Annotated in this window: 24 protein-coding genes; 19 read left to right on the forward strand and 5 right to left on the reverse strand. The window is 65.1% G+C overall.

The window, feature by feature from the left end; translation table 11 throughout:
* Positions 1-118 precede the first annotated feature (118 nt).
* Entirely contained in the window at positions 119-385 is a 267-nt protein-coding gene (locus H7U20_RS00490; protein WP_199517657.1) for a DUF4148 domain-containing protein, read from the reverse strand.
* Between the two features lie 328 nt (positions 386-713).
* Here H7U20_RS00490 and H7U20_RS00495 point away from each other — a divergent pair, with 328 nt between their 5' ends.
* The 4 genes from H7U20_RS00495 (at position 714) to H7U20_RS00510 (ending at position 5,272) form a co-directional block, all read left to right on the forward strand.
* Complete coding sequence (locus H7U20_RS00495; RefSeq protein ID WP_233410400.1) at positions 714-1,118, forward strand: hypothetical protein; 405 nt, start codon at positions 714-716, stop codon at positions 1,116-1,118.
* Between the two features lie 131 nt (positions 1,119-1,249).
* Positions 1,250-3,736, forward strand: a complete 2,487-nt coding sequence (locus H7U20_RS00500) for an ABC transporter permease (protein ID WP_199517658.1) — start codon at positions 1,250-1,252, stop codon at positions 3,734-3,736.
* 57 nt (positions 3,737-3,793) lie between these two features.
* Positions 3,794-4,504, forward strand: coding sequence for an ABC transporter ATP-binding protein (locus tag H7U20_RS00505; RefSeq protein WP_199517659.1), 711 nt, complete (start codon positions 3,794-3,796; stop codon positions 4,502-4,504).
* Positions 4,505-4,513: 9 nt separating this feature from the next.
* Positions 4,514-5,272: a hypothetical protein gene (locus tag H7U20_RS00510; protein ID WP_199517660.1), complete on the forward strand. Its 759-nt coding sequence runs from the start codon at positions 4,514-4,516 to the stop codon at positions 5,270-5,272.
* A gap of 326 nt (positions 5,273-5,598) precedes the next feature.
* Here the strand turns inward: H7U20_RS00510 and sodB are convergent, their stop codons facing one another.
* Positions 5,599-6,177 (reverse strand): superoxide dismutase, encoded by a 579-nt coding sequence (sodB, locus tag H7U20_RS00515; protein WP_199517661.1) that lies wholly within the window; start codon positions 6,175-6,177, stop codon positions 5,599-5,601.
* A 154-nt stretch (positions 6,178-6,331) separates the two neighbouring features.
* Complete coding sequence (locus H7U20_RS00520; RefSeq protein WP_199517724.1) at positions 6,332-7,312, reverse strand: LacI family DNA-binding transcriptional regulator; 981 nt, start codon at positions 7,310-7,312, stop codon at positions 6,332-6,334.
* Between the two features lie 454 nt (positions 7,313-7,766).
* Here H7U20_RS00520 and H7U20_RS00525 point away from each other — a divergent pair, with 454 nt between their 5' ends.
* The 8 genes from H7U20_RS00525 (at position 7,767) to H7U20_RS00560 (ending at position 17,434) form a co-directional block, all read left to right on the forward strand.
* A complete protein-coding gene (locus tag H7U20_RS00525; RefSeq protein ID WP_199517662.1) occupies positions 7,767-9,023 on the forward strand; it encodes an extracellular solute-binding protein in 1,257 nt (418 codons plus the stop codon).
* A 15-nt stretch (positions 9,024-9,038) separates the two neighbouring features.
* The gene (locus H7U20_RS00530; protein WP_199517663.1) at positions 9,039-9,995 is read left to right on the forward strand and encodes a carbohydrate ABC transporter permease; all 957 of its coding nucleotides are present in this window, start codon (positions 9,039-9,041) and stop codon (positions 9,993-9,995) included.
* Positions 9,992-10,891, forward strand: coding sequence for a carbohydrate ABC transporter permease (locus H7U20_RS00535; RefSeq protein ID WP_199517664.1), 900 nt, complete (start codon positions 9,992-9,994; stop codon positions 10,889-10,891). Before H7U20_RS00530 ends, H7U20_RS00535 begins: the two co-directional genes overlap by 4 nt.
* A gap of 186 nt (positions 10,892-11,077) precedes the next feature.
* Positions 11,078-12,460, forward strand: a complete 1,383-nt coding sequence (locus H7U20_RS00540) for a GH1 family beta-glucosidase (RefSeq protein ID WP_199517665.1) — start codon at positions 11,078-11,080, stop codon at positions 12,458-12,460.
* Positions 12,461-12,462: 2 nt separating this feature from the next.
* Complete coding sequence (locus tag H7U20_RS00545) at positions 12,463-13,509, forward strand: ABC transporter ATP-binding protein (protein ID WP_199517666.1); 1,047 nt, start codon at positions 12,463-12,465, stop codon at positions 13,507-13,509.
* A gap of 126 nt (positions 13,510-13,635) precedes the next feature.
* Entirely contained in the window at positions 13,636-16,092 is a 2,457-nt protein-coding gene (locus H7U20_RS00550; RefSeq protein ID WP_199517667.1) for a TonB-dependent receptor, read from the forward strand.
* Positions 16,093-16,156: 64 nt separating this feature from the next.
* Positions 16,157-17,149: a glucokinase gene (locus H7U20_RS00555; protein ID WP_199517668.1), complete on the forward strand. Its 993-nt coding sequence runs from the start codon at positions 16,157-16,159 to the stop codon at positions 17,147-17,149.
* A gap of 87 nt (positions 17,150-17,236) precedes the next feature.
* The gene (locus tag H7U20_RS00560; RefSeq protein ID WP_370593040.1) at positions 17,237-17,434 is read left to right on the forward strand and encodes a type II toxin-antitoxin system MqsA family antitoxin; all 198 of its coding nucleotides are present in this window, start codon (positions 17,237-17,239) and stop codon (positions 17,432-17,434) included.
* Positions 17,435-17,494: 60 nt separating this feature from the next.
* On the opposite strand, the gene H7U20_RS00565 is transcribed toward H7U20_RS00560, so the two are convergent.
* Positions 17,495-18,532 (reverse strand): PDDEXK nuclease domain-containing protein, encoded by a 1,038-nt coding sequence (locus tag H7U20_RS00565; RefSeq protein ID WP_199517670.1) that lies wholly within the window; start codon positions 18,530-18,532, stop codon positions 17,495-17,497.
* 144 nt (positions 18,533-18,676) lie between these two features.
* Positions 18,677-20,038: an exodeoxyribonuclease VII large subunit gene (xseA, locus tag H7U20_RS00570; RefSeq protein ID WP_199517671.1), complete on the reverse strand. Its 1,362-nt coding sequence runs from the start codon at positions 20,036-20,038 to the stop codon at positions 18,677-18,679.
* Between the two features lie 712 nt (positions 20,039-20,750).
* Between xseA and H7U20_RS00575 the strand changes: the two genes are divergently transcribed.
* The 7 genes from H7U20_RS00575 to adk all read left to right on the forward strand — a co-directional run bounded on the left by H7U20_RS00575 (position 20,751) and on the right by adk (position 25,647).
* The gene (locus H7U20_RS00575; RefSeq protein ID WP_199517672.1) at positions 20,751-21,083 is read left to right on the forward strand and encodes a hypothetical protein; all 333 of its coding nucleotides are present in this window, start codon (positions 20,751-20,753) and stop codon (positions 21,081-21,083) included.
* 661 nt (positions 21,084-21,744) lie between these two features.
* On the forward strand, positions 21,745-22,350 hold the full coding sequence (locus H7U20_RS00580) for a MotA/TolQ/ExbB proton channel family protein (protein WP_199517673.1): 606 nt from the start codon (positions 21,745-21,747) through the stop codon (positions 22,348-22,350).
* A gap of 12 nt (positions 22,351-22,362) precedes the next feature.
* Positions 22,363-22,800: an ExbD/TolR family protein gene (locus H7U20_RS00585; RefSeq protein WP_199517674.1), complete on the forward strand. Its 438-nt coding sequence runs from the start codon at positions 22,363-22,365 to the stop codon at positions 22,798-22,800.
* 11 nt (positions 22,801-22,811) lie between these two features.
* Positions 22,812-23,852: a tetraacyldisaccharide 4'-kinase gene (gene lpxK / locus H7U20_RS00590; RefSeq protein ID WP_199517675.1), complete on the forward strand. Its 1,041-nt coding sequence runs from the start codon at positions 22,812-22,814 to the stop codon at positions 23,850-23,852.
* Positions 23,833-24,009 (forward strand): Trm112 family protein, encoded by a 177-nt coding sequence (locus tag H7U20_RS00595; RefSeq protein WP_082219489.1) that lies wholly within the window; start codon positions 23,833-23,835, stop codon positions 24,007-24,009. Before lpxK ends, H7U20_RS00595 begins: the two co-directional genes overlap by 20 nt.
* 1 nt (position 24,010) lies before the next feature.
* Positions 24,011-24,790 (forward strand): 3-deoxy-manno-octulosonate cytidylyltransferase, encoded by a 780-nt coding sequence (kdsB, locus tag H7U20_RS00600; RefSeq protein WP_199517676.1) that lies wholly within the window; start codon positions 24,011-24,013, stop codon positions 24,788-24,790.
* 200 nt (positions 24,791-24,990) lie between these two features.
* The gene (adk, locus tag H7U20_RS00605; protein ID WP_199517677.1) at positions 24,991-25,647 is read left to right on the forward strand and encodes an adenylate kinase; all 657 of its coding nucleotides are present in this window, start codon (positions 24,991-24,993) and stop codon (positions 25,645-25,647) included.
* The last annotated feature ends 51 nt before the right edge of the window (positions 25,648-25,698 follow it).

Genomic DNA, 25,698 nt, shown 5'->3' on the forward strand with positions numbered 1-25,698 from the left:
AACCCCAGCGGCAAAGAGCCGGGGTCGGACCCGCGGGGTCCGACCCCAGTTTGTGCCGCTGGGTTTTGCCGGCATCCCGGTACTCGGCGAAGAACCTCGCTGCGCCGGAGCGTGCCGCTTACTTGGCGAAGTGCTTCTTGGTCTGGGCGACGTCGTAGTCGGCCTCGGTTTCCGGGATGCTGCCGTTCTTGCGCGCTTCGAGCAGCTCGGCGATCACCTGGGCGCGGGTCACGCCGCTGTTGGCCGCCTTTGGATACTCGACCTGGTTGCCGTTGCTGGCTTTTACATCGTTGGCGCTCTTGTCGCCGGCGGGCGCCGACTGGGCGAAGACGCTGCCGGCGGCGGCGAGGGTGACGAGGGCGGCGATGATGTGTTTGCTGTTCATGGTGTTGCTCCTGATGAGGTAAGGGCGGCGCCCGCAAGTTGCGGAACGGCCTGCCTAAGGCTTTGTGGCGCTACAGACTTGCTGGCCGGACTGCCACTTACCGGTCGTCGAACTTGCTTCCGACCCGATCCCAAGGGCGCTGTGCGCTCTGTATCGCGTTCGGATGTAAGTACTATATCTATGAATAGTACATTTGTAAAATAAAAAATTACTATCGGGCACATAGCAATCGACATGAAGCGGCTAGGCGAAGTGGCGCACCGACGGCGGCGACCGGGCTTGTTCCAATGAGGCTTCGCAATGTTACGACGCATACAAGGAGGTTTTCATGTCCGGCAGCACACTAGACCCCGCCAACATCCCCGTTGGCACCGACCGCACGCTGGGGCGCGGTCACGGCACGGGCGCGCTCGGACCGAGCGATAGTTCCGACAGCGGCAGCGATGTGCATGGCGGCGCCGGCCTGGCGCCGCAGCTCGACCCGGCGCTGGGACGCGGCAGCGACGACGACACGGAAGTCGGCGGCGTGGTGGCCGATGTCTATCTCGACAGCGACACCGACGCCGCCGGCACCGGCGAGCGCGCCAGCGCCGGCGGCGACATCCTGGCGCCGGTCGGCGCCGACATCGACGTCGACCACATCGAGTCGATTCCGCTGTTGGATATCGACGTCGACCTCGACCTCGACCTCGACCTCGACGCGGCGGCCGAGGGCGGCAAGCACCGTCGTTGAGGCGGCGGTCGGCGGCTATCCACTCCCCGAAACCTGCAGTCCGTCGCGCCAAGTCGCGTTCCGTCGCACGGCCGGGATGACGGGCGGCGGGCGCTGACATACTGCGGGCTTATGTCATCATTTGGATAAGCATGTTCCGACTCTCGCTGAGAATGACCCTGCGCGACTGGCGCGCCGGAGAATTGCGCTTCCTGCTGGCGGCGCTGACGCTGTCGGTGGCGGCGCTGTCGGCCGTCAACTTTTTCGTCGACCGCATGGGCGCCGGCTTCAACCGCGACGCCCACCAGACGCTGGCGGCCGACCTGCGGCTGGAGTCGGAGCAGCCGCTGGCGCCGGAATGGCGCGCCGAGGCGCTGCGGCGCGGCCTGCGCGCGGCCGACACCGTCACCATGTTGAGCATGGCGGTGGCGGGCGAGGGCGAGCAGGCCGAGTCGCTGTTGGTGGCGCTGAAGGCGGTGGGCGAGGGCTATCCGCTGCGCGGCAAGCTGAGCTTGGCGCGCGGCGACGCCGCCGTGGCCACCGCCGCGCTGCCCACCGCCGGCACCGTCTGGGTCGACCAGGCGCTGATGTCGAACCTGAACCTGCGCGTCGGCGCGCGCCTGCGCATCGGCGACAGCCAGCTGCTGGTGGCCGAGCGCATCGCCGCCGAGCCGGACGCCGGCATCGCCTTCATGAACCTGGCGCCGCGCGTGCTGATGGCGCGCGCCGACCTGGACGCGGCCCATCTGCTGCAACAGCACGCGCTGGCCACCCACCGCCTGCTGCTGGCCGGTGAACCGGCCGCCGTCGCCGGCTTTGAACAATGGGCCAGGGCGCGCAGCGCCACGCCGCAGGGCGGCGGCGTGCAGATCGAATCGTTCGAGTCGCGCCGCTCCGAGGCCAACACCATGCTGGAACAGGCGCAGCAGTTTTTGTCGTTGGTCGGTCTGCTGTCGGCGCTGCTGGCCGCCGTCGCGGTGGCCATGGCGGCGCGCCGTTTCATGCTGCGCCACGTCGACGCCTGCGCCATGCTGCGCTGCCTGGGCATGGCGCAGGCGCAGGTGCTGCGCCTGTACCTGATCGAGTTCCTGCTGCTTGCCCTGGCCGGCAGCGTGGCCGGCGTGCTGTGCGGCTTCGCCGCCCACTTCGTGCTGATCGAGTGGCTCGGCAAGCTGGTCGCCGCCGACCTGCCGGCCGCCGGCTGGCGCCCCGCGCTGCAGGGGCTGGCCACCGGCCTGGTGCTGTTGGTCGGCTTCGCCCTGCCGCCGCTGCTCCAGCTGCGCAACACCTCGCACGTGCGCCTGCTGCGCGGCGACGCCGGCGCGCCCAAGGCGCTGAGTCTGGCCGGCTACGGCCTCGGCCTGGGCATGTTCACCGCACTGCTGCTGTGGCAGACCGGCGATGTCATGCTCGGCCTGGCCGGCGCCGCCGCCTTCCTGCTCGGCGGCCTGTTGTTCGGCCTGTTGGCCTGGCTGGCGCTGCGTCTGTTGCGGCGCGTGCGGCCGCTGCTGCGCCAACCGGCCTGGCGCTTCGCCATCACCGACCTGCTGCGCCGTCCCGCCGCCACCGTCAGCCAGATCGTCGCGCTGGCGCTGGGCCTGACCGCCTTGCTGCTGTTGACCGTGGTGCGCGCCGACCTGCTGGCGTCATGGCGCCTGGCCACGCCGGCCGGCGCGGCCAACCACTTCGTCATCAATATCCAGCCGGAGCAGAAGGACGCGGTCGAGGCGCGCCTGCGCGCGGTGGGCCAGCCCGAGCTGCGCGCCAGCACGCGCGGCCGGCTGACGCTGATCAACGGCCGCGCCTCGGTCGACGCCGCCACCGCCACCGAGGCCAAGCAGAACCTGGAGCGCGAGTTCGACATCGGCCAGGCCAGCGTGTTGGATGCCGCCAGCAGCGTCACGGCGGGCGCGTGGTACGGCCAGCGGCACGGCGAGGTCTCGGTCGAGGAGAAAACCGCGCAAAGGTTGAAGCTCAAGCTGGGTGACCAGCTGAGCTTCGACGTCGCCGGCCAGGATTTGACGGTGCGGGTGAGCAGCCTGCGCAAGGTCAACTGGCGCCTGCGCCGCGCCAGCATGGTGTTCGAGGTCCATCCGGACACGCTGGCCGGCCTGCCGCTGTCGTTTGTCTCGGCGCTGTACGTGCCGCCGCAGGACAAGCGCTTCGCCCACCAGCTGGCGCGCGATTTCCCCAACCTGAGCGTGTTCGACGTGGCCGCCTTCATCGAACAGATGCAGCGCACCCTGGACCAGGTCAGCCGCGCGGTGGAGTTCCTCTTCCTGTTCACACTGGCCTCCGGCCTGATGGTGCTGTACGCCGCGCTGGCCGGCGGACAGGACCAACGCAGCCGCCAGGCGGCGCTGCTGCGCGCGCTGGGCGCCACCCGGCGCCAGCTGGCCCGCGCCCAGTGGGTCGAGCACGGCCTGACCGGCGCGCTGGCCGGCCTGCTGGCCGCCGCCGGCGCCAGCGCCGCCAGCTGGGCGTTGGCGCGCTACGCCTTCCACCTGGAGTGGCAGTGGTCGGCGCCGCTGTGGCTGGGCGGCTTGCTGGCCGGCGCCGTCTGCGCCATGGCCGGCGGCTGGCTGGGCCTGCGCCATGTGCTGAAGCTGCCGCCCCTGCACAGCCTGCGCCAGGCCTGAACCGATTACGCGTGACCAAACGAAGCAAACCAATTTGAACCAGAACGAGGGACACCCATGACGAATATGAACCTGGATCGAACCGCGCTGCGGCCGGCCATCGCGGTCGGCAAGCTGTCCAAGCGGGTGGCCGACGCCACCGGCGAGCTGACCATCCTGCACGAGGTCGACTTCGCCGTGCAGTCCGGCGAGACCCTGGCCATCGTCGGCGCCTCCGGCTCCGGCAAATCGACCCTGCTGGGCATCCTGGCCGGCCTCGACACGCCCAGCGACGGCACGGTGGCGCTGGACGGCGTCGACATCTTCGGCCTCGACGAGGACGGCCGCGCCGTCTTCCGGCAGAACAACCTGGGCTTCGTGTTCCAGTCCTTCCAGCTGCTGGCCCATTTGACGGCGCTGGAGAACGTCATGCTGCCGTTGGAGCTGCGCGGCTTCACCCATGCCAACGCCCAAGCCAGGGCCGAAGCGATGCTGGCGCGGGTCGGCTTGTCGAGCCGCCTGGGGCACTATCCCAAGTACCTGTCCGGCGGCGAGCAGCAGCGCGTCGCGCTGGCGCGCGCCTTCGTCACCGAGCCGCCGCTGCTGCTGGCCGACGAGCCCACCGGCAGCCTGGACGCGGCAACCGGCGCCGCCGTGGTCGAGCTGATGTTCGCCCTCAACCGCGAGCGTGGCTCGACGCTGGTGCTGGTCACCCACGACCTGAACATCGCCGCCCGCTGCGGCCGCACGCTGACGATGGCCGCCGGCCGTCTACACCAAGAAAACTAAGGACTCCCGATGCGCATCTCCCACACCATGTTGTTGGCGGCCCTGGCGCTGTGCGGCCACGCCGCCCGCGCCGACGGCCAGGCCGACCTGAAGACCGCGCTGGAGCGCTGCCAGGCGCAGACGCCCTTGAAAGCGCTGTTGGAAACCAAGACCTGGCGCCGCGCCGGCGAGGGCAAGGACGCCGAGGAGACGCAAGGCATGGCCAGCGTGTTGATCGACGACAGCGCACGCGGCATGCAACTGTCCTACGGCCGTGAAATCCTGGCGCGCATGGACGTCGAGGCGCACGCCCAGGCGAAGAATCCGAACGCCAAGACGCCGACCCTGATGGCGGCGCGCGAGTTCGCCCCCAACGACCTGCGGCCGATGATCTCGGCCGCCAGCGAGCTGCAGCGTGTGCTCGACAAGGCGGTGTGGAAGAGCGAGAAGGCCGACACCTACAACGGCAAGCCGGTGCGCCTGCTGACCTACGAAACCTCGATCGACACCTTGAGCGACCGTGACCGCAAATACGTCAAGGACTTCGAGGGCGTGCTGCACGTCTGGGTCGGCGCCGACGGCGTGCCGCTGGCCAGCCGGCTGACGCAGAACGCCTCGGGCCGCGCCTTCATCGTCATCAGTTTCGAGGCCAAGAACGAAGACCAGAGCGTCTACAGCCTGGTCGGCGACCGCCTGATCACGATCCGCAAGGAGAGCAAGAACAAGGCCTCCGGCGCCGGCGAGCGCGACGAATACAAGGTAACCAAGACCTTGCAGCTACAGTCCTAACGTAAAGATCCGGGGTCAGTAAAGATCCGGGGTCAGAGATCCGGGGTCAGTGCCGACATTCGGACACGACCTCAGCCATAACCCCATCCGGATCCGGGGTCAGTGCCGACATTCGGACACGACCTCAGCCATAACCCCATCCCACTGAACATCCGTACTGTTGTGCTCGTGTCCGAATGTCGGCACTGACCCCGGTGGTGCTGACCCCGGTGGTGCGGTGGTGGCTGACCGCGGTGGTCTCTGCGCTTCGACGAAAAAAAAGCCTGCGCCGCGAGGCACAGGCTTTGTCGCACCCGCCATGTCGGCGGGTATCAAGCTGAAATCGATCAGGCGAAGTTGGCGCCGGCGAATTCCCAGTTGACCAGTTTCCAGAACGTTTCGACGTATTTTGGACGGGCGTTGCGGTAGTCGACGTAGTAGGCGTGTTCCCACACGTCGCAGGTCAGCAGCGGCTTGTCGGTGGTGGTCAAAGGGGTCAGGGCGTTCGAGGTGTTGACGATGTCAACCGAACCGTCGGCCTTTTTCACCAGCCAGGTCCAGCCGGAACCGAAGTTGCCGACGCAGGACTTGGTGAACTCCGCCTTGAAGGCGTCGAACGAACCCCATTTGGCGTTGATCGCGTCGGCCAGCGCGCCGGCTGGTGCGCCGCTGCCGGTCGGGGTCAGGCCGTTCCAGTAGAATGTGTGGTTCCATACCTGGGCGGCGTTGTTGAAGATGCCGCCGGAGGATTTTTTGATGATCTCTTCGAGCGACAGGTTCTCGAACTCGGTGCCCTTGATCAGGTTGTTCAGATTGGTGACATACGCTTGGTGGTGCTTACCGTAGTGGTATTCCAGCGTTTCTTGCGAGATGTGCGGCGCCAGGGCGTCGATTGCATACGGCAGAGGAGGCAGGGTATGTTCCATTTGTTATTCCTTAGTGGTTTGAGACAGAAGATGATTTTTGCCGAAACGACCATCATTGTAAAGCGGATGCGCGAACGGTGCAGGAGTGCTTGCGATTGTCGCGCCGTGGGAACAGCGCCCCGGCCACGTCCAAAAACGCCGGCTTGGCGCCGGCTTAGCGCACCCGCCGGGTGGTCTCGCGCACGATCAACTCCAATGGCGGCACCTGGCTGTCGACCGTCTCGCCGTTGATCAAACGCAGCAGCGCGTTGGTGCTGAGCAAGCCGATCTCGTATAGCGGCTGGCGAATAGTGGTCAGCGGCGGCGTCGTATAGGAGGAGCCGGGCAGATCGTCGAAGCCGACCAGCGAGATGTCGTCCGGCACGCGGATGCCCTTGCGGTACAGGCACAGGCGCACGCCGTAGGCGCTCTGGTCGTTGGCGGCGAAGATGGCGGAGAATTGCTGCTGGGTTTCGAACAGGTGGTTGATCGCCAGCAGGCCGCCGCTTTCGATGAAGTTGCCTTCGACCACCAGCTTGGGGTCGAACGGCAGGTCGGCCTCGCGCAGCGCGCGGCGGTAGCCGGCCAGGCGCTCCTCGCCGTCGATGTTGTTGGGCGGGCCGGCGATGAAGGCGATGCGGCGGTGGCCCAGCTCGATCAGGTGGTGGGTCGCCATCCAGGCGCCGTGTTCGTTGTCGAGCTTGATGCCGAGCGCGCTGCGGGTGTGCAGCTCGCGCCCGGTCGAGACGATGGGGCGCTGCAGCGAGAAGGCGCGCACGGCCTCGTCGGACATGCGGCCCGACAGCAGGATGATGCCGTCGACCTTGCGCCCCAGCAGCAGGCGGATGCGCTCGGCCTCCTCCTCGGCGTTCCAGTGGCCGCTGACGATCACCGAGGCGTAGCCGGTGCCCTTCAGGCCGTCGTCGATGCCGCGCAGGTTTTCATCGAAGAAGGCGCTGGAGATGTCCTGCACGACGATGCCGATGGTCATCGAGCGGCCCTTCTTCAGGGCCTGGGCCATCTGGTTGGGGGCGAAGTTCATCTGCGCGATGGCGGCCAGCACGGCCAGGCGCTTGTCCTCGGAAACGCGGGCGGTGCCGTTGAGGATGCGCGACACCGTGCTCGGCGACACCCCCGCCAGGCGTGCGACATCCATCAGGGTCGATGGCGGGGTGGGCTGGTCGTCGTGGGTCAAAGTGGTTCCTGTCAAAGCTGGGCGCGGTCTCAGGTCGGGCCTGAAAACCTTTTCAGCGAAAGGGTAACATACATCCCCACAGTCCTGGCCGAAATGCATCGCAGAGGGCGGTTTTGGCCCATTTCGGATATCGCTGGGCATATTCGTGAAAACGGTTTCAAGTATTGTTGCATATTTTTCACAACCGGGCGAGCGCCCATGGCGCGCCGTGCGCGCCGCCGTCGGGCGGCTTTTCATAGGGCCGGCCGGCGCCAATGGGCGGGCGGGCGCGCTGGCCGGACTTGCGGCGCTTTAATGCGCCATTCCGGCGATCCGGATTGGCGATTGACTTCCAACAAAAAGCGGTATTTAATGAGCGCATGATGTGAAAACGTTTTCAAGATAGAAAACGCAAACAATAATTGGAGACAAAGCAATGACCTTAAGGATATCCAGCGCCCTGGCCGCCACGGCGGCCTGCTGCGCCCTGAGCGCCTTGGACGCCGCCGCCGCCCCGGCGACGATCACCGTGGCGTCTTTCCCCGACCTTGATCGGGCGGTGAAGGTAGCGCTACCTATGTGGGACAAGCTGCACCCGGAAATCAAGATCAAGCTGGTCAGCCTGCAGATCGAAGACCACCACAATTCCATGACCACCGCGCTGGCGGCCGGCGCCCACCTGCCCGACGTGGTGGCGGTCGACTTCGGCTACATCGGCATCTTCGCCGAGTCGAAGGGGCTGGAGGACCTGCTGGCGCCGCCCTACGCGGCCGAGCAGTACCGCAAGCAGTTCGTCTCCTACACCTATCCGCAGGCCACCAACTCGCGCGGCAACCTGGCGGCGATGCCGGCCGACATAGGCCCGGGCATGCTGTTTTACCGCAAGGACTTGATGGACAAGGCCGGCATCAAGGAGGAGGAGCTGACCCGCTCGTGGGAGTCCTACATCGAGTCCGGCAAAAAGCTCAAGGCCGCCACCGGCGCCATGCTGCTGGCCCGCGCCGGCGATTTGAAGGACATCTACATCCGCGCCAATTTGAAGGACGGCGAGGGCATCTACTTCGGCGACAAGGGCAGGGTGCTGGTCGATTCGCCGCGTTTCGTGCGCGCCTTCGAGCTGGCCAAGGCGGCCCGCGTGGCCGGCATCGACACCAAGACCGTGGCCTGGACCAGCGAATGGTCGGAGGGCTTCAAGCGCGGCAAGGTGGCCAGCCAGATGAGCGGCTTCTGGTTCGGCGGCCACCTGGTCAAATGGCTGGCGCCGGACTACAAGGGGCAGTGGCGCAGCAGCGGCCTGCCGGGTGGCGCGCTGGCCTCCTACGGCGGCTCCTTCTACGCGATTCCGAAGAAGGCCGCCAACAAGGCCGAGGCCTGGGAGTTCATCAAGTTCATGACCGCCAACAAGGACGTCCAGCTCAGCGCGCTGCGCGAGATCAGCGCCTATCCGTCGTTGATCGCGGCGCACGCCGATCCGGCGATGGACGAGGCACAGCCTTATTTCGGCGGCCAGAAAACGCGCCAGCTGGCGCGCGACACCGCCGTCAAGATCCCGGTGATCCGCGTCGACAAATACGACTGGATGGCCAATGAGGTGGTCAACAGCGAGCTGGAAAACGTCCTGGAGCAGAACAAGGACATCAAGACCGCGCTGCGCGACGCCAAGGCGCTGATCGAGCGCCGCGCCCGCCGCTGATGAACGGAGACCAGCATGCACCAGATCACACCAGGGACCATCGCACGGCGCCGTTTCGACTCGAAGAAGTGGGCGCCGTATCTGTTCATCAGCCCCTTCTTCATTTTGTTCGGCGCCTTCAGCCTGTTCCCGCTGCTGTTTTCGATCTACCTGTCGTTCAACCAGTGGGACGCCGCCAGCGGCATCACGGCCATGCAGTGGGTCGGGCTGGACAACTACATCTTCGCGCTGAACGACCCGTGGTTGCTCAAGTCGCTCGGCAACACGCTGTGGCTGGCGCTGGCCTCCGGCGTGCCGCAGCACTTGGTGGCGATCCCGCTGGCGGCCTACATCCACAACACCTTCAAGCGTTCGCGCAACCTAGTGATCGGCGCCTACTTCCTGCCCTTCATCACCTCCAGCGTGGCCATCGCGATGGTGTTCAACACCTTGTTCTCGCGCCAGTACGGCGAGATCAACCTGCTGCTCAAGGCGCTGGGCGAGCTGCCGCTGCTCGGCGCGCTGATGCCGGCCGAGCCCATCGACTGGCTCAACAACTCGCAGTTCATCAAGCCGGCCGTGGCCTTCGTGATCTTCTGGCGCTACCTGGGCTGGAACCTGGTGCTGTACATCTCGGCGTTGCAGGTGATCCCGCGCGACCTGTATGAGGCGGCCACGCTGGACGGCGCCAGCAAGCGCCAGCAGTTCTGGCACATCACGCTGCCGCAGCTGCGGCCGATGATGTACCTGGCCGTGACCATGACCATCATGGGCAATCTGCAAACCTTCGAGGAACCCTTCATCCTGGTCGGCGAGTCCGGCGGGGCGGGGCAGGCGGCGCTGACCACCGCCATGTTCGTCTACAAGACGGCCTTCTCGTCGGGCGACTTCGGCACCGCGTCGGCCATCTCCTGGCTGCTGTTCCTGCTGATCGCCAGCAGCACCTGGGTCAACAACCGCATCTTCAGTCGCAATGAAAGGGGCACGGCATGAGCAGCGCATCGGCAGCATCGGCGGCATCGGTAATATCGGCCGCGCCGCGTTCGGGCGGCGGTCTGGGCGCCGCCACCGCGTGGGGCGCCAGGTTCGGCGCCTACGCCATCGTCGGCGTCGGCGCACTGATCATGTTCACGCCGTTCTACTTCATGTTCGTCTTCGCCACCCACACCAGCGCGGAGATCTTCAGCTTCCCGCCGCCGGCCTGGTTCGGCGCCTCGGCGCTGGACAACCTTAAGCTGCTGGAGGAGCGTCTGCCGTTCTGGCGCAACATCGGCGTCAGCCTGTATGTGGCGCTGATGCAGACCGCGCTGACTTTGTTTTTCTGCTCGCTGGGTGGCTACGCTTTCGCCGTCTACGAGTTCCGCTTCAAGCAGCCGCTGTTCGCCGTCGTCATGGGCTCGATGATCATCCCCGCCTTCATGGGCATGGTGCCGACCTTCATGCTGATGGACTTCATCGGCTGGCTCGACCAGCCGCGCGCCCTTTACGTGCCGGGCGCCTCGGGCGCGTTGGGCATCTTCCTGATGCGCCAGTACATCGGCACGGCGATCCCGCGTGAACTGGTCGAGGCGGCGCGCATCGACGGCTGCGGCGAGTTCGCCATCTACTGGCGTGTGGTGCTGCCGCTGATCGGCCCGGCCATGGGCACGCTCGGCCTGATCACCTTCATCAACTCGTGGAACAACTTCATCACGCCGCTGGTGGTGATGCGCTCGGTGGAGAACTACACGATACCGGTGGCGCTGCGCAGCATCCAGGCGCCCAACAACACCGAGTGGGGCGCCTTGATGGTGGGCGCCGCGATCGCCGTGCTGCCGCTGCTGCTGATGTTCTTCGTCGCCGCGAAGCGCTTGATCGAGGGCTTGACCCAGGGCGCAGTCAAAGGCTGATGCCGCCAGCAAATTGCGTAAACCCAGCGGCAAGACCTGGGGTCAGACCCGAGGGTCTGACCCCGGCTCTCCGCCTTTGGGTGGTGTTGTGGCCGCCAGCGCCCCAACCGGGGGAGGCGCGCGCCGGCGCAACGCCAACCCGATAGATCCAACAACCTTTAACCGACCTTTTTCGACTCGACGACCATGCCAAACCACACCGACAAGCTTGATTTCCCCGCCTCCTTCACCTGGGGCGTGGCCACCAGCGCCTTCCAGATCGAAGGCGCCGCCGCCGAGGATGGCAAAGGCCCCTCGATCTGGGACACCTTCAGCCACACGCCCGGCAAGGTCATCGACGGCAGCAACGGCGACATCGCCTGCGACCACTACCACCGCTACGCCGAGGACGTCGACCTGATCGCCTCGCTCAACGTCAACGCCTACCGCTTCTCGGTCGCCTGGTCGCGCGTGCAGCCGGCCGGCCACGGCGCTTGGAACGAGCAGGGCTTCGACTTTTATTCGCGCCTGCTCGACAAGCTGCGCGAGAAGAACATCACCGCCCACCTGACCTTGTACCACTGGGACCTGCCGCAGGGCCTGCAGGATCTGGGCGGTTGGCTGAACCGCGACACCGCCCACCACTTCGCCGCCTACGCCGCCGAGGTGGCGCGCCGCTTCGGTGCCCGCGTCGCCACCATCGCCACCCACAACGAGCCGTGGTGCAGCGCCAACCTCGGCTACGGCAACGGCCAGTTCGCCCCCGGTGTGGCCGATCCGGTCGCCGCGCTGCAGGTCTCGCACCACCTGCTGCTGTCGCACGGCCTGGCCATGCAGGCGATGCGCGCCGTCAAAGCGCCGGCCAAGCTGGGCATCGTGCTGAACCAGTGGACCGCCACGCCGGCCACCGATTCGGCCGCCGACCGGGCCGCCGCCGCACTCGAATACGCCCGCTCGGTGCAGTGGTTCATGGACCCGATCTTCAAGGGCCGCTACCCGGAGCTGGCCCTGAAAGCCATCGACAGCACGCGTTTGTCCATCTTTGAAAACGATTTCAAGGACATCCAGCAGCCGCTCGACTTCCTCGGCGTGAACTACTACTTCCGCGCCTTCGTCAGCACCGAGACGCCGCCGCGCCAGCCCGAGGCCAAGCTGGGCCTGACCGACATGGGTTGGGAGATCTACCCGCAGGGCATGAGCGAGTTGCTGCTGGCGCTGCACCGCGAGTACCAACTGCCGCCGGTCTACATCACCGAGAACGGCATGGCCGAGGCGGACCAACTGGTCGGCGGCCGCATCGACGACGCCCGCCGCATCGACTACGTGCGCAGCCACCTGCAGGCGATTGCGGCGGCGATGGCGCAGGGCGTCGACGTGCGTGGCTACTTTTACTGGAGCCTGCTCGACAACTTCGAATGGAACTCGGGCTACGCCAAGCGCTTCGGCCTGGTGTATGTCGACTACGCCACCCAGCAACGGACCTTGAAGGACAGCGCGCTGTGGTATCGCAGCTTCATCGCCCGGCAGCGTGCCGCCAACAACGCCAACAACGCCAACAAGGCGGTCAACGCCAGCGGCGCGGGGGAGTGAGCATGGCCAGCATCTCTTTACGCGGCATCCGCAAATCCTACGGCGACGGTCCGGAGGTGGTCAAAGGGCTGGACCTGGAGATCGCCAACGGCGAGTTCATGGTCTTCGTCGGACCGTCCGGCTGCGGCAAGTCGACCCTGCTGCGCATGATCGCCGGGCTGGAGGACATCAGCGCCGGCCAGATGCTGATCGGCGACACGCTGGCCAACGAGGTGCCGCCGGCTGAGCGCGGCATCGCCATGGTGTTCCAGAGTTACGCGCTGTATCCGCACATGTCGGTGCGCGACAACATGGGCTTCGCGCTGAAGATGGCCAAGGTGCCGGAGGCGCAGGTGCGCGAGTCGGTCAACAAGGTCGCCGAGATCCTGCAAATCAGCCACCACCTGGACCACAAGCCGAAGGCCCTGTCCGGCGGCGAACGGCAGCGCGTGGCGATCGGCCGCGCCATCGTGCGCCAACCCAAGGTGTTCCTGTTCGACGAACCGCTGTCCAACCTGGACGCCTCGCTGCGCGTGCAGACCCGCATCGAACTGGCCAAGCTGCACCAGGAGCTGGGCACGACGATGGTCTACGTGACGCACGACCAGGTCGAGGCGATGACCCTGGGCGACCGCGTCGCCGTCTTCAACGGCGGCCATATGGAGCAGGTCGGCGCGCCGCTGGAGCTGTACCAGAACCCGGCCAGCCGCTTCGTCGCCGGCTTCATCGGCGCGCTGCGCATGAACTTCCTGCCTTGCGTGGAGGTGGTCGGCCGCTTCGCCCTGCCGCACGTCACCGACCTGAGCGAACTGACCCTGGGCATCCGTCCCGAGCACCTGAGCATCGTCGGGCCGGAGCAGGGCTGCCCGGCGCGCATCAGCCTGATCGAGCAGCTGGGCGACGCGCAGATCGTCCACGCCACGCTGGACGGCGGTGAGCACACGGTGGCCATCAAGCTGCACGGCGACCAGGCCCACCAGCTGCGGTCGGAACAGCGCATCGGTTTTGTACCGCAGCAGAACAAGGCGTTTTTATTCGACCCGGCCGGCCGCGCCGTGGCCGCACATTGAACACAAAAATGAAGAAAGCTAAACGGGGGCCAGCCATGAACTCAACTTGAGCACAGCAATGCATGTGCAGCAGTAGCCAAAGAGCTATGTGACATCATTCAATCAACGGAAATAGAGGATAGACAAATGAATCATCTGAAAATGACCAAGCTGGCGCTGGCCATCGCGCTGCTGGCTAGCGGCGGCGCTTTCGCCCAACAGGCCGCCACCGAAGCCACCGCCACCGCCACGGCCGCACCGGCATCCGCCGCACCGGCCGCCGCCGACAGCGTCGACCGCATCGTCGTCACCGCGACGCGCCGCAACACCTTCGTGCAGGAGACCCCGCTGGCGATCACCGCCTACAGCCAGGACACGCTGGCCAACAACCAGGTCAAGGATCTGGCCTCGCTGACGGCGATGGTGCCCAGCCTGGTGGTCGAACAGCACGGCGACTCGGGCGGCGTGCACGTCTACATGCGCGGCGTCGGCTCGGCCAACCACACCGAGCTGGGCGACCCGGCCGTGGCCTTCTATGTCGACGGCATCTACTCGCCGCGTCCGCAGGGCGCCACCGCGTTGATGTACGACTTGAGCCACGTCGAGGTGGCGCGCGGCCCGCAGGGCACGCTGAACGGCCGCAACTCGACCGCCGGCGCGGTCAACCTGGTGTCCGGCGCGCCCAGCACCGACAAGTTCTTCGGCACCGCCGGCATGACCGTCGGCGACCGCCACCACCTGCAGACGCAGGCGATGGTCAACATCCCGCTGAGCGACACGCTGGGCCTGCGCATCGCCGCCATCAAGGACAGCCAGGACGGCACCGTCGCCTTCCGCCAGGGCTCCAACGTGCTGCCCGGCTCGAAGAAGTATGGCGCCAACGACCAGATGGGCGTGCGCGCCTCGCTGCTGTGGAAGATCACGCCCGAGCTGCGCGGCACCTTCATCGCCGACTACTTCCACGACCAGGGCGCCGGCAACGTCTACCTGGCGGCCGAGCCGAAGGCCGGCCAGGAGCTGCGCTCGGCGTTGATCGACACGCCGGGCATGCTGGACCAGTCCATCATGACCTACAAGGGCCGCCTCAATTACAAGCCGACCGAGTCGCTCGACCTGACCTACCTGGGCAGCTGGAGCCGCTACCAGCGCACCAACGCCAACGACGCCGACGCCGGCGTCTTCCCCGGCTTCAAATCGGAGAACCGCACCGAGTGGGCCAAGTTCGACAGCTACTCGCACGAGCTGCAGGCGCGTTCCGACAACGACGCGCCGTTCCAGTGGGTCGGCGGCCTGTTCGTCTTCGGCGAGAAAAACAAGGTGCGCTTCGACATCGACCGCAGCCAGATCTCGCAGGCCACGGTGGCGCAGGACATCGCCGCCGGCTCGGTGATCTTCGTCCAGCCGACGGTCGGCCAGTACGCCTCGGCGATGTCGTTCAACCAGGGCAACCGCCAGTTGAAATCGAACGCCGCCTTCGCCCAGATCAGCCAGCAGCTCACCGAGCAGATCAAGCTGACCGGCGGCGCGCGCTACACCAAGGATCACAAGTTCGACATCGGCGGCCAGAATTGGGCCTGCCCGAACTGGCCGGCCAACGTCCCGCTGGGCACCAGCGTGCTGACCGCCGACCAGATCCGCCAACTGGTCACGCCCGGTTCGGGCCTGATCAACAGCCACAACATCGGCCCCGGCGGCGCGGTGACGGCGGCCGGCTGCGGCAACACCGCCGGCGACAACTCGGCCGACCTGAAGTACAGCCAGTCGACCTGGCTCGGCCGCGTCGAGTACAAGCTGGCGCCGCAGATCCTGCTGTTCGGTTCCGTCACCACCGGCTTCCACTCGCCGGCCATCGGCGACGGCGGCGCCACCACCAAGCCGGAAAAACTGACCAGCTACGAGATCGGCTTCAAGTCCGACCTGTTCAACCGCGAGCTGACCTTGAACCTGGACGCCTTCTGGATGAAGTACAAGGACAAGCTGGAGTCGCAGGTGGTCAACAGCGTGCTGGCCAACTTCAACGCGGCCGGCGCCACCGTCAAGGGCGTCGAGGCGGAATGGACCTGGCGTCCGACCCGCCTCGACCGCCTGACCGGCAACGCCACCTACCTGAAGGCCGTGTACGACGACTTCCTGTCCTGCGACGTCGATGCGGCGCGCGCCAACGGCCAGTCCTGCGGCTCGACCGCGCCGCTGGTCAACGTCGGCGGCGCCACCATGAAGCACGCGCCCAAGTTCGCCACCACCATCCAGTACGAGCACGACTTCGCGCTCGGCGGCGGCCAACTGACCCCGCGCGCCTCGCTGCATTACGAGGGCGATTCCTTCATCGGCAGCGGCGCCTTCAACGGCGACGTGCCGGGCCACGCCGGCGTGAAACGGCAGGACGCCTACACCACGTTGGACCTGAGCCTGCGCTACCAGCCGACCAACAAGGCCTACACCGCCGAGCTGTTCGTGCAGAACGCCACCGACAAGGCGGTCAAGCTGGACGTGACGGAGCTGTGCACCGACACCGGCATGCCTTGCCAACCGACCCAGCAAATCTACGGCGCGTTCTATAATCAGCCCCGTACGTTCGGTGCGCGCGTGTCGATGAAGTTCTGATCGTCGGGCGCGGCGGTCAGTGGGACCGCCCGCCGCGCCCGCACCCGGAACCTCAAGGACAACCATGCAACGCGACAGCTTCCCCGATTTCAGCAACGGCCCGCGCCTGCTGGCCGACATCGGCGGCACCAACGCCCGCTTCGGCCTGGAGACGGCGCCCAAACGCATAGAGGCGATCTGGACGGCCGACTGCGCCACCTACCCGACCTTGGGCGCGGCGCTGGTGCACTACCTGGCGCAGCCGGCCACGGTGGCCGCCGGCGGCTACCAGGCGCGCCTGGCCGGCATCGCCATCGCCAATCCCATCGACGGCGACTGGGTGCGCATGACCAACCACCACTGGTCGTTCTCGATCGAGGCGGTGTGTTCGCAGTTCAGCCTGAAGTCGCTGGTGGTGGTCAACGACTTCACCGCGCTGGCCAGCGCCTTGCCGCACCTGGATGCCAGCCACATGCGGCAGATCGGCGGCGGCACGGCGCGCGCCGGCGAGGTGGTCGGGCTGGTGGGGGCGGGCACGGGACTCGGCGTGTCCGGCCTGGTGCCGGCCGGCGAGCGCTGGATCGCCCTCGACAGCGAGGGCGGCCACAGCACCTTCGCGCCGATGAGCGAGCGCGAGATCGACATCCTGCGCTACGCCCGCCGCTTCCACGAGCACGTGTCGAGCGAGCGGCTGGTGTCGGGCATCGGCCTGGGGCTGGTGTATCGCGCGCTGGCCGAACGCGGCCGCGTCGAGGCCGAGCACCTTGGCGCGCCGGAGATCGTCGAGCGCGGCCTGCGCGGCAACTGCCCGCTGTGCGTCGAGACGCTGGAGACTTTTTGCGAGATGCTCGGCACGGTCGCCGGCAACGTCGCGCTGACGCTGGGCGCCAAGGGCGGCGTGTATATCGGCGGCGGCATCGTGCCGCGCATGGGCGACTTTTTCGCCCGCTCAGGCTTTCGCGCCCGCTTCGAGCAGAAGGGCCGCTTCTCCGATTACCTGGCGCACATCGCCACCTTCGTCATCACCGACGACTATCCGGCGCTGATCGGCATGGCGGCCATGCTGTCGGCGGAGTAGCATTAACCGGGCACGCCAGCGTGCGGCTTTGATCGTTTCGTTCAAGGAACTATGAAAATGAAATGTCCAGCCTGTGGCGCTGCCGAGATGATGCACGACACACGAGATGTGCCGTTCAGCTATAAGGGAGCAGTCACGATCGTTGCGTCAGTAACTGGTGAATTTTGTCCCGCTTGTGCCGAATCCCTTCTGGATATGGCGGAGTCGCGGCGCGTCGGGGCGCAATTCGGTCACTTCATCGAAGAAGTGGATGCTCATCTGTTGACCGCGCTAAAGGCAAACTGAGCTGCACTTAGTCCAGCGTCGGCTGTACCGCCGCCAAGTCGATCTGCGCGCTGTCCTCGCTCAGTCCAAATTGCCCGTCAATTCCGCCTCGATCTCCGCAATGCTAGGCAGGCTGTGCTCCAGCGACTCCGGTAAATTGCGTAGCAATTGGTACTCGGCTATGCCTATCGGCTTTTCGATACCGGACAGTGCATATTCCGCCACCAGCCGGTTTTGCTGCTTGCACAGTAGCAATCCAATGGTGGGCTTGTCATCCTCGGCTTTGATCTGGGCATCGACAGTGGAAAGATAGAAATTAAGTTGGCCGGCGTGTTCGGGCTTGAAGGCGCCGGCTTTCAGGTCAACCACCACGTAGCACTTCAGGCGCGTGTGATAAAACAGCAGGTCGATGAAAAATTCGTCGCCGGCCACGTCAAGCCGGAACTGCCGTCCAACGAAGGCAAAGCCGGCGCCAAGTTCCAGCAGGAAGCGGGTGATGTGGTGGATCAATCCGCCTTCGATTTCCCGTTCTTGCGCATCGTTGCCCAAGCCGAGAAAATCGAACAGATAGGGGTCTTTCAGCGCTTCGTGCGCCAGGGCTGACGCGGATGCCGGCAAGCGGGCCGTGAAATTACTCACTGCCGCCCCCTGACGTTGCTGCAAAAGGTTCTTGATGTTCAATTCCAAGGTCGTGCGCGACCAGCCATGCTGCACGGCCTGCGACGCGTACCATTCACGCTCGGCGGCGGTGTGCAGCTTGGTCAGCAGCGTGACGATATGGAACCACGGCAATTGGGCAGCAGGCTGCTGCCCAAATTGGCTATCCGGGCAATGCTGCGCGAAAAATGCCATGTATTTCAGGTTGCGTGTTGAAAAGCCGCGCATATCTGGGAAAGTATCGGTCAAATCCTGCGCCAGCCGGTCGATGACCTTCGAACCCCAGGCCTGGCTTTGTTGCCTTTGCAGGATGTCATGCCCAATACGACCGTAAAGCCGGACCAGTTCGGCATTGACGGCCAGTACGGCGCGTTGTCGAGCGCTGGTGATGTCGGTTTTAAGTTGCCTGAGCCAATCGGAGTAACCGTCGGGCATGGCTGGCGGGAGCGGGGCAGTTGTCATGCGGAGACCTCTTTCAGGATGGTTTCGGCGACGGCTCCGTGCAAATAGCAATGCGTTGTTGCTGGCCTGCAGTACCACAGCGCAGAGAGACCATTGGATATGTTAGCGAAGCTATCCAAATGCTATCTGCCTTTTCTCAATAAATCAGTCCAGCGTAGGTTGCACCGCCGCCAAGTCGATCTGCGCGCTGCCTTCGGCCAGGCGCACGGTCAGCGTCTGGCGCGGCTTGAGCTGGGCCGGCGAGCGCAGCACGGCGCCCTTGGCGTCGGTGACGATGGCATAACCGCGCTCCAGCGTGCGCTGCGGATTGAGCAGCTCCAGCTGCGCCGCCAGCGCGGCCAGCGCGTCGCGCCGCTGTCCCAGCAAACTCCCCATGCACAAGGCGCCGCGGTGCTGCAAGCCGGCCAGTTGCTGGCGCGCCGCGCGGACGTCCGGCCGCCGCGCCGCCAGCCGGCCACTCAAACGATCCAAGGTACTGCGCGCCTGCGCCAGCGGCGCGCGGTTGGCGTGCGTCATGGCGGTCGACAGCGCCAGCAGCTTCAAACGCTGCTGGCGGATCTGCGCGGCGGGGCTGAGCAGGCGGCGCGTGTAGTTGTCCAGCGTCTGCGCCGCCTCGCCGATGCTGCGGCGCATGGCGCGGCGCAGGTCGGTGGCGTCGGCGCGCAGCGAACCGAGCCAGTCGGCGCGCGGCGTGGCGGCCAGCTCGGCGGCCGCCGTCGGCGTCGCCGCGCGCAGGTCGGCGGCGAAGTCGCTGATGGTGAAGTCGGTCTCGTGGCCGACGCCGGAGATCACCGGCATGTCGCAATTGGCGATGGCGTAGGCCACCGCCTCGTCGTTGAACGACCACAGGTCTTCGATGCTGCCGCCGCCACGGCAGACGATCAGCACGTCGCACTCGGCGCGCGCCGAGGCGGTGTTGATGGCGCGGGCGATCTGCTCGGGCGCTTGCTGGCCCTGCACCGGCGTGGGGTACAGCACGACGCGGATGTGCGGCGCGCGGCGCTTGAGCGCGGTCAGCACGTCGCGCAGCGCCGCCGCCTGCGGGCTGGTGACGATGCCGATGGTGCGGGCGAACATCGGCAGGGCGCGCTTGCGCTCCGGGTCGAACAGGCCGGCCGCGCCGAGCCGCTCCTTGAGCCGCTGGAAGGCCTCGAACAGCGCGCCGACGCCGGCGCGGCGGATCGCCTCCACATTGATCTGGTAGTCGCCACGGGCGCCGTACAGCGTCACCAGGGCGCGCACCTCGACCTTGTCGCCCTCGCGCGGGATGAATCCGGCGTGCTGGGAGCGGCCACGGAACATCACGGCGCGCACCTGGGCCGCGTCGTCCTTCAAGGTGAAGTACCAGTGGCCCGAGCTGGCGCGGGTGAAGTTGGACACCTCGCCGGCGATCCAGCTGAGCGGGAACGAGCGTTCCAGCAGCCGGGCGACGGCCTGGTTGAGCGCCGTGACGGTCATCACGGGCGGTGGGGGAGGGCTGCAATCGGTGTCGTCGCTGTGGTTCATGGTGTCGAAAATATAAGCTATCCACAAAAATTTGTGGCGGTCATGCTTATGTCACATATCAAGCAAAACGGCAAGGTCTTATTGTAAACATTTGATTATTAAGGATAAATTTTTCTGCCGCATTTACATGCAGAGGCAAAAAAGCCTTACGGATCAAGCACTTTGGGTTTGCTACCGGCAGTTACGCACAAAGTTATCCACAGAAGATGTGCGGAACTTTGTGTGAGCGATAGCCTTTTTCATATTGTGAATTTGCTACTGCCTAAAATTTACGCAAGGAAAGTATATTATTAAAAATCAATGACTTAAGCTTATATGCGCCGCCTTGCACACAATTTTATCCACAGAAGATGTGCAGAACTCAGGACTTGCCCCCAGGCGGCGAATAGGACGAAATATCTGCCCAGATGGCGGCGCGAACGTTTTTGCCCCGGCAAGCAGCCTGCTTGGTTTTTACTCAGGGCAATAAATACTATATAAATCAAAGACTTCACGGGTCAACACCGGCCTTGCGCACAATCTTATCCACATAAAATGTGCAGAAGTGCGGTGTTGCTGTCGATAGCCAGACTAAATCGTCTATCCGGCCCCGTCCGCTAGCCGAGAACGACACCGGCGGTGCATAAGTCGGCGAATATTGCCGATCTGCCACATTTTTGCGCATGGATTAAATATCGTTTAAAATCAATGGCTTGCGTATTGGTGATGATGATTGCTAACAATCTTATCCACATTTAATGTGCAGAACCCTGGCCGGGCGGGCTGGGCCGGCATGGCGGCCGCGCGCGTATCCATTCCGATTTTGCCGTGCGTCATTTTTGCGCATGATAAAAATATCCATATAAATCAAATACTTGATGATTGCGCCTGCGCCTTGCTAACAATCTTATCCACAGTTTGTGTGCAGAACTGTGAGTTTTGCCACTTTTGGTGGCGCACGTCGGCCTGGATGCGGGAAAACAGCCTGTTCGGTGGATATCTGCCGCCCAGGAAGGGCGATTGCCCTATTTTTGCGCAGCAAAATAATATTGATAAATATCAATGACTTAGCGGTTGATGCTCACCCTTGCACACAATCTTATCAACAGAATGTGTGCAGAAGTGGGCACAACTCTTGCTGAGTATATTCCGCCAACATGAGGGACCTGCCCGTGCTGCGCTGCGACTTTTTTAGGCTGAGTAATTATATCCTTATAAAACAAAGGTTTAGGTGCACATTAAGGGCATTGCGCACAATTTTGTCCACAGAAAATGTGCAGAACTTCATAAGGCATCTTCAACAGTTTGTTTGATGCAGCGCAATGGTCACGTCGCCAGCTTGTGGAAAAAGGTCAACGGAGCAACTTATTGCCACGGAAGCAATCCGGCGCGCGGTTTCCCCCGCTTTTGTCGCCGCCGGGTCCGCCGGGGAAGGCGTTTGGTCGGGTTTCTTGCATCCTGCTATCTTTTTGCGCAGAGACATTTTTCCCTTTGAAATCAACGACCTTTCCGAGTGTCAATTGGCTTGCGCACAATCTTATCCACAGAACATGTGCAAAACCCGCTGGCGGGCGCGCGCCGCCGCCCTTTGCCTGCCGAATCGCCACTTGCCGAGCGCGGCCCAACAAGTTACATTGCGCCTTTGGGTTGCGCCCTTGTCGCCGCCCTCGCGCCTTGCCAGGCCGGTGGACTCGATCCCGGCCGATTTATCCACACAGGAGTTCGTTTTGCTCGCCATTCTTCAAGCTGCAGGTTGGCCTATCTGGCTGTTGTTGATCGCTTCCATCGTTGCCACCGCGTTGATCATCGAGCGCCTGCTGTATCTGCGGCGCCGCAAGATCCTGCCGCGCAAGCTGCTCGACGAGGTGGTGCAGGTCTACCGCAACGGCAACATCACCCCCGACATCATCGACAAGCTGGAGAAGAATTCGCCGCTCGGCGTGGTGCTGTCGGCCGCGCTGCGCAACATCGATTCGCCGCGCGAGGTGATGAAGGAGTCGATCGAGGAGGCCGGCAGCGGCGTCGCCCACATGCTGGAACGCTTCCTGACCACGCTGGGCACCATCGCCACCCTGGCGCCGTTGATGGGCTTGTTCGGCACGGTGGTCGGCATGATCGAGATCTTCGGTTCGCAAAACGCCAGCGGCGCCAATCCGGCCCAGCTGGCGCACGGCATCTCGGTGGCGCTGTACAACACCGGCTTCGGCCTGGCCATCGCCATGCCGGCGCTGGTGTTCTACCGCCACTTCCGCGCCCTGGTCGACAGCTTCATCATCGAGATGGAGCAGCAGGCGGTGAAGTTCGTCGACATCGTCCACTGCAAGCGGAAGTAGAACGCGATGGGCATGAACTTCCGCAAAGGGCAGGGCCGCGAGCATCCCGAGATCAATCTGATCCCCTTCATCGACGTGCTGCTGGTGATCCTGATCTTCCTGATGGTCACCACCACCTACAGCAAGTTCACCGAGCTGCAGATCACCCTGCCGACGGCCGACGCGGCCAAGGCGGTCGAGCGGCCCCACGAGTTGAACATCACCGTCGACGCCAAGGGCAACTACACCATCAACAAGCAGCCGGTGTCCTTCCATGACGTGGCCGGCCTGGCCGCCGCCATGCAGGAGGCCGCCAAGAGCGGCGCCCAGGCGGGCGACAAGAGCCCGGTGGTGGTCATCAACGCCGACCAGTTCGCGATGCACCAGATGGTCATCAACGTGATGGAGGCGGCGCGCATGGCCGGCTACGACAAGCTGACCTTCGCCGCGCAAACCGGCGGCGCCAAGTAAGGCCAGCCGGTTTGTCCTCCCTCGAATCCACGCTGACGCGCGCCTGGCTGCGCCGTGGCCCGCTCGCTTGCGCGCTGTGGCCCGTGTCGCTGTTGTTCCGCGCCCTCAGCGGGCTGCGCGCGCGCTTGTACCGCGCCGGCCTGCTGGCCTCGTCGCGGCTGCCGGTGCCGGTGGTCGTGGTCGGCAATATCTTCATCGGCGGCACCGGCAAGACGCCGCTGACGATCTGGCTGGTGCAGGCGCTGCAGCGCGCCGGCATGCGGCCGGGCGTGATCTCGCGCGGCCACGGCGGCGCCACCGCCACGCCGCGCGCGGTGGACGCCGGCGCGTCGCCGCAGCAGGTCGGCGACGAGCCGCTGCTGATCTTCCAGCGCACCGGCTGTCCGGTGATGGTGGGACGCGACCGCGCCTCCACCGGCCGCGCGCTGCTGGCGGCCCATCCCGAGATCGACATCCTGCTCACCGACGACGGCCTGCAGCACTACGCGCTGCAACGCGACGTCGAGATCGTCCTGTTCGACGGCCGCGGCGCCGGCAACGGCTGGCTGCTGCCGGCCGGGCCGCTGCGCGAGCCGCCGTCGCGGCGGCGCGACTTCACCGTCGTCAACGCGGCCGAGCTGACGCCGGCGCTACTGGCCGGCACCGGCGCCGCCGAGGGCCGGGCGGTGCGCATGCAACTGGTCGGCGAACTGGCCGAGCGGCTGGGCGACCGCCGCCAGCAACGCCCGCTCAGCAGCTTGGGCCAGCCCGGCCTGCGCCTCGTCGCGGCCGCCGGCATCGGCAATCCGGGGCGCTTTTTCGCCATGCTGCGGGCCGCCGGCTTGCAGTTCGAGGAGCTGGCGCTGCCCGACCATCACGATTTCCTCGACCAGCCGTTCGCCGGGGTGCGGGCCGATATGATCTTGATGACCGAGAAGGATGCAGTAAAATGTGCGCGAATTGAAGATCTCAAAGACGACCCGAGACTGTGGGTCGTCCCGGTGACAGCGCGCATCGACGCGGCGCTGGCCGAACAAATTGTGGAGAAATGCCGTGGATGCTCGCCTGCTTGATATTCTGGTCTGCCCTGTTTGCAAGGGCCCCCTGGAGTACGATAAAAAAGCCCAGGAAATGATTTGCCGCGGCGACCGCCTGGCCTACCCGATCCGCGATGGCATCCCCATCATGTGGGCCGACGAGGCGCGCACCCTGCAGGACGCGGTGGAATAAAGTGTCCTTCATCGTCATCATTCCGGCCCGCCTGGCCTCGACCCGCCTGCCCAACAAGCCCTTGGCCGACCTGGGCGGCAAACCGATGGTGGTGCGTGTCGCCGAGCGCGCGCGCGAGGCGGGCGCCGCCCGCATCATCGTCGCCACCGACCACGCCGACATCCGCGCCGCCTGCGAGCTGCACGGTGTCGAGGTGTGCATGACCCGCGCCGACCATCCGTCCGGCACCGACCGCATCGCCGAGGTGGCGCACGCGCTGGGCCTGGCGGCCGACGCCGTGGTGGTCAACCTGCAGGGCGACGAGCCGCTGATCGACCCGGCGCTGCTGCGCGCGGCGGCCGACCGCATCTCCGCCACGGTGCCGATGGCCACCTGCGCCCATCCGCTGCACGACGCCGCCGACGCCTTCAACCCGAACGTGGTCAAGGTGGTGTTGGACAAGGCGGGCCGGGCGTTGTATTTCTCGCGCGCGACCATACCGTGGCACCGCGACGGCTTCGCCCAAGGGAAGGATGCACTGCGGGACACGCTGCCGGCCGGTTATGTGCCGCTGCGCCACATCGGCCTGTACGCCTACCGCAACGACTTCCTGCAGGCCTATCCGCAACTGGAGGCGTCGCCGCTGGAGGCCGTCGAGGCGCTCGAACAGCTGCGCGTGCTGTGGCACGGCCACGCCATCGCGGTCCACGTCACCGACGCGGCGCCGGCCGCCGGCGTCGACACGCCGGAGGATTTGGCGCGCGTGCGGCGGCATTACGATTCAGCTGGCAGTAAGGAATAAACGATATAACTGAAGTCGCAGTGCGGTATTCACCAGAACATCACTTTCCCCACGCCCATCGACGATATGCCATGTCGTTTTGGTCATAAACTGGCGTGTCGATGGAGTTCTGTGGTAAGTTTCGTACCAAGATAGTCAGATTTGCAGCATTTCCACATTTTCCAATACCACCCATCCAAACATTGTTTTAGGAATTTTTCATGCGTCTTATTCTTTTAGGAGCACCAGGTGCCGGCAAGGGCACCCAGGCTAATTTCATCAAAGAAAAATACAATATCCCGCAAATCTCGACCGGCGACATGCTGCGCGCCGCGATCAAGGCCGGCACCGAGTTGGGCATGGCCGCCAAGAAGGTGATGGACGCGGGTGGACTGGTGTCGGACGACATCATGATCGGTCTGGTCAAGGACCGCCTGACCCAGGCCGATTGCGCCAACGGCTATCTGTTCGACGGCTTCCCGCGCACCATCAAGCAGGCCGACGCGATGAAGGACAACGGCATCGACGTCGACTACGTGCTGGAAATCGCCGTGCCCGACGAATCGATCATCGAACGCATGGACGGCCGCCGTTCGCACCCGGCCTCGGGCCGCGTCTACCACGTCAAGTTCAACCCGCCCAAGGTGGCCGGCAAGGACGACCTGACCGGCGAAGACCTGGTGCAGCGCGACGACGACAAGGCGGAAACCGTCAAGAAGCGTCTGGACGTGTATCACAACCAGACCGAAGTCCTGCTCGGCTACTACAACAACTGGGCCCAGTCGGGCACGCCGGGCGCGCCGAAATACCGCCGCATCGCCGGCGTCGGTCCGGTGGAAGAAATTCGCGACGCCGCGTTTGCCGCGCTGGCCGAATAAGCGTTACAGTAGAGCGGACCGAGCGTCCGCTTTTTTTGCGCCGGCTTTTCG

The sequence above is a fragment of the Rugamonas violacea genome, assembly GCF_016461825.1.
Classification (GTDB): Bacteria; Pseudomonadota; Gammaproteobacteria; order Burkholderiales; family Burkholderiaceae_D; genus Rugamonas.

What these genes read in the sequence shown, in the direction of transcription:
- H7U20_RS00490 (WP_199517657.1), bottom strand. Translation starts at nt 385, where the DNA reads ATGAACAGCAAACACATCATCGCCGCCCTCGTCACCCTCGCCGCCGCC.
- H7U20_RS00495 (WP_233410400.1), top strand. Translation starts at nt 714, where the DNA reads ATGTCCGGCAGCACACTAGACCCCGCCAACATCCCCGTTGGCACCGAC.
- H7U20_RS00500 (WP_199517658.1), top strand. Translation starts at nt 1,250, where the DNA reads ATGTTCCGACTCTCGCTGAGAATGACCCTGCGCGACTGGCGCGCCGGA.
- H7U20_RS00505 (WP_199517659.1), top strand. Translation starts at nt 3,794, where the DNA reads ATGACGAATATGAACCTGGATCGAACCGCGCTGCGGCCGGCCATCGCG.
- H7U20_RS00510 (WP_199517660.1), top strand. Translation starts at nt 4,514, where the DNA reads ATGCGCATCTCCCACACCATGTTGTTGGCGGCCCTGGCGCTGTGCGGC.
- sodB (WP_199517661.1), bottom strand. Translation starts at nt 6,177, where the DNA reads ATGGAACATACCCTGCCTCCTCTGCCGTATGCAATCGACGCCCTGGCG.
- H7U20_RS00520 (WP_199517724.1), bottom strand. Translation starts at nt 7,312, where the DNA reads ATGGATGTCGCACGCCTGGCGGGGGTGTCGCCGAGCACGGTGTCGCGC.
- H7U20_RS00525 (WP_199517662.1), top strand. Translation starts at nt 7,767, where the DNA reads ATGACCTTAAGGATATCCAGCGCCCTGGCCGCCACGGCGGCCTGCTGC.
- H7U20_RS00530 (WP_199517663.1), top strand. Translation starts at nt 9,039, where the DNA reads ATGCACCAGATCACACCAGGGACCATCGCACGGCGCCGTTTCGACTCG.
- H7U20_RS00535 (WP_199517664.1), top strand. Translation starts at nt 9,992, where the DNA reads ATGAGCAGCGCATCGGCAGCATCGGCGGCATCGGTAATATCGGCCGCG.
- H7U20_RS00540 (WP_199517665.1), top strand. Translation starts at nt 11,078, where the DNA reads ATGCCAAACCACACCGACAAGCTTGATTTCCCCGCCTCCTTCACCTGG.
- H7U20_RS00545 (WP_199517666.1), top strand. Translation starts at nt 12,463, where the DNA reads ATGGCCAGCATCTCTTTACGCGGCATCCGCAAATCCTACGGCGACGGT.
- H7U20_RS00550 (WP_199517667.1), top strand. Translation starts at nt 13,636, where the DNA reads ATGAATCATCTGAAAATGACCAAGCTGGCGCTGGCCATCGCGCTGCTG.
- H7U20_RS00555 (WP_199517668.1), top strand. Translation starts at nt 16,157, where the DNA reads ATGCAACGCGACAGCTTCCCCGATTTCAGCAACGGCCCGCGCCTGCTG.
- H7U20_RS00560 (WP_370593040.1), top strand. Translation starts at nt 17,237, where the DNA reads ATGATGCACGACACACGAGATGTGCCGTTCAGCTATAAGGGAGCAGTC.
- H7U20_RS00565 (WP_199517670.1), bottom strand. Translation starts at nt 18,532, where the DNA reads ATGACAACTGCCCCGCTCCCGCCAGCCATGCCCGACGGTTACTCCGAT.
- xseA (WP_199517671.1), bottom strand. Translation starts at nt 20,038, where the DNA reads ATGAACCACAGCGACGACACCGATTGCAGCCCTCCCCCACCGCCCGTG.
- H7U20_RS00585 (WP_199517674.1), top strand. Translation starts at nt 22,363, where the DNA reads ATGAACTTCCGCAAAGGGCAGGGCCGCGAGCATCCCGAGATCAATCTG.
- adk (WP_199517677.1), top strand. Translation starts at nt 24,991, where the DNA reads ATGCGTCTTATTCTTTTAGGAGCACCAGGTGCCGGCAAGGGCACCCAG.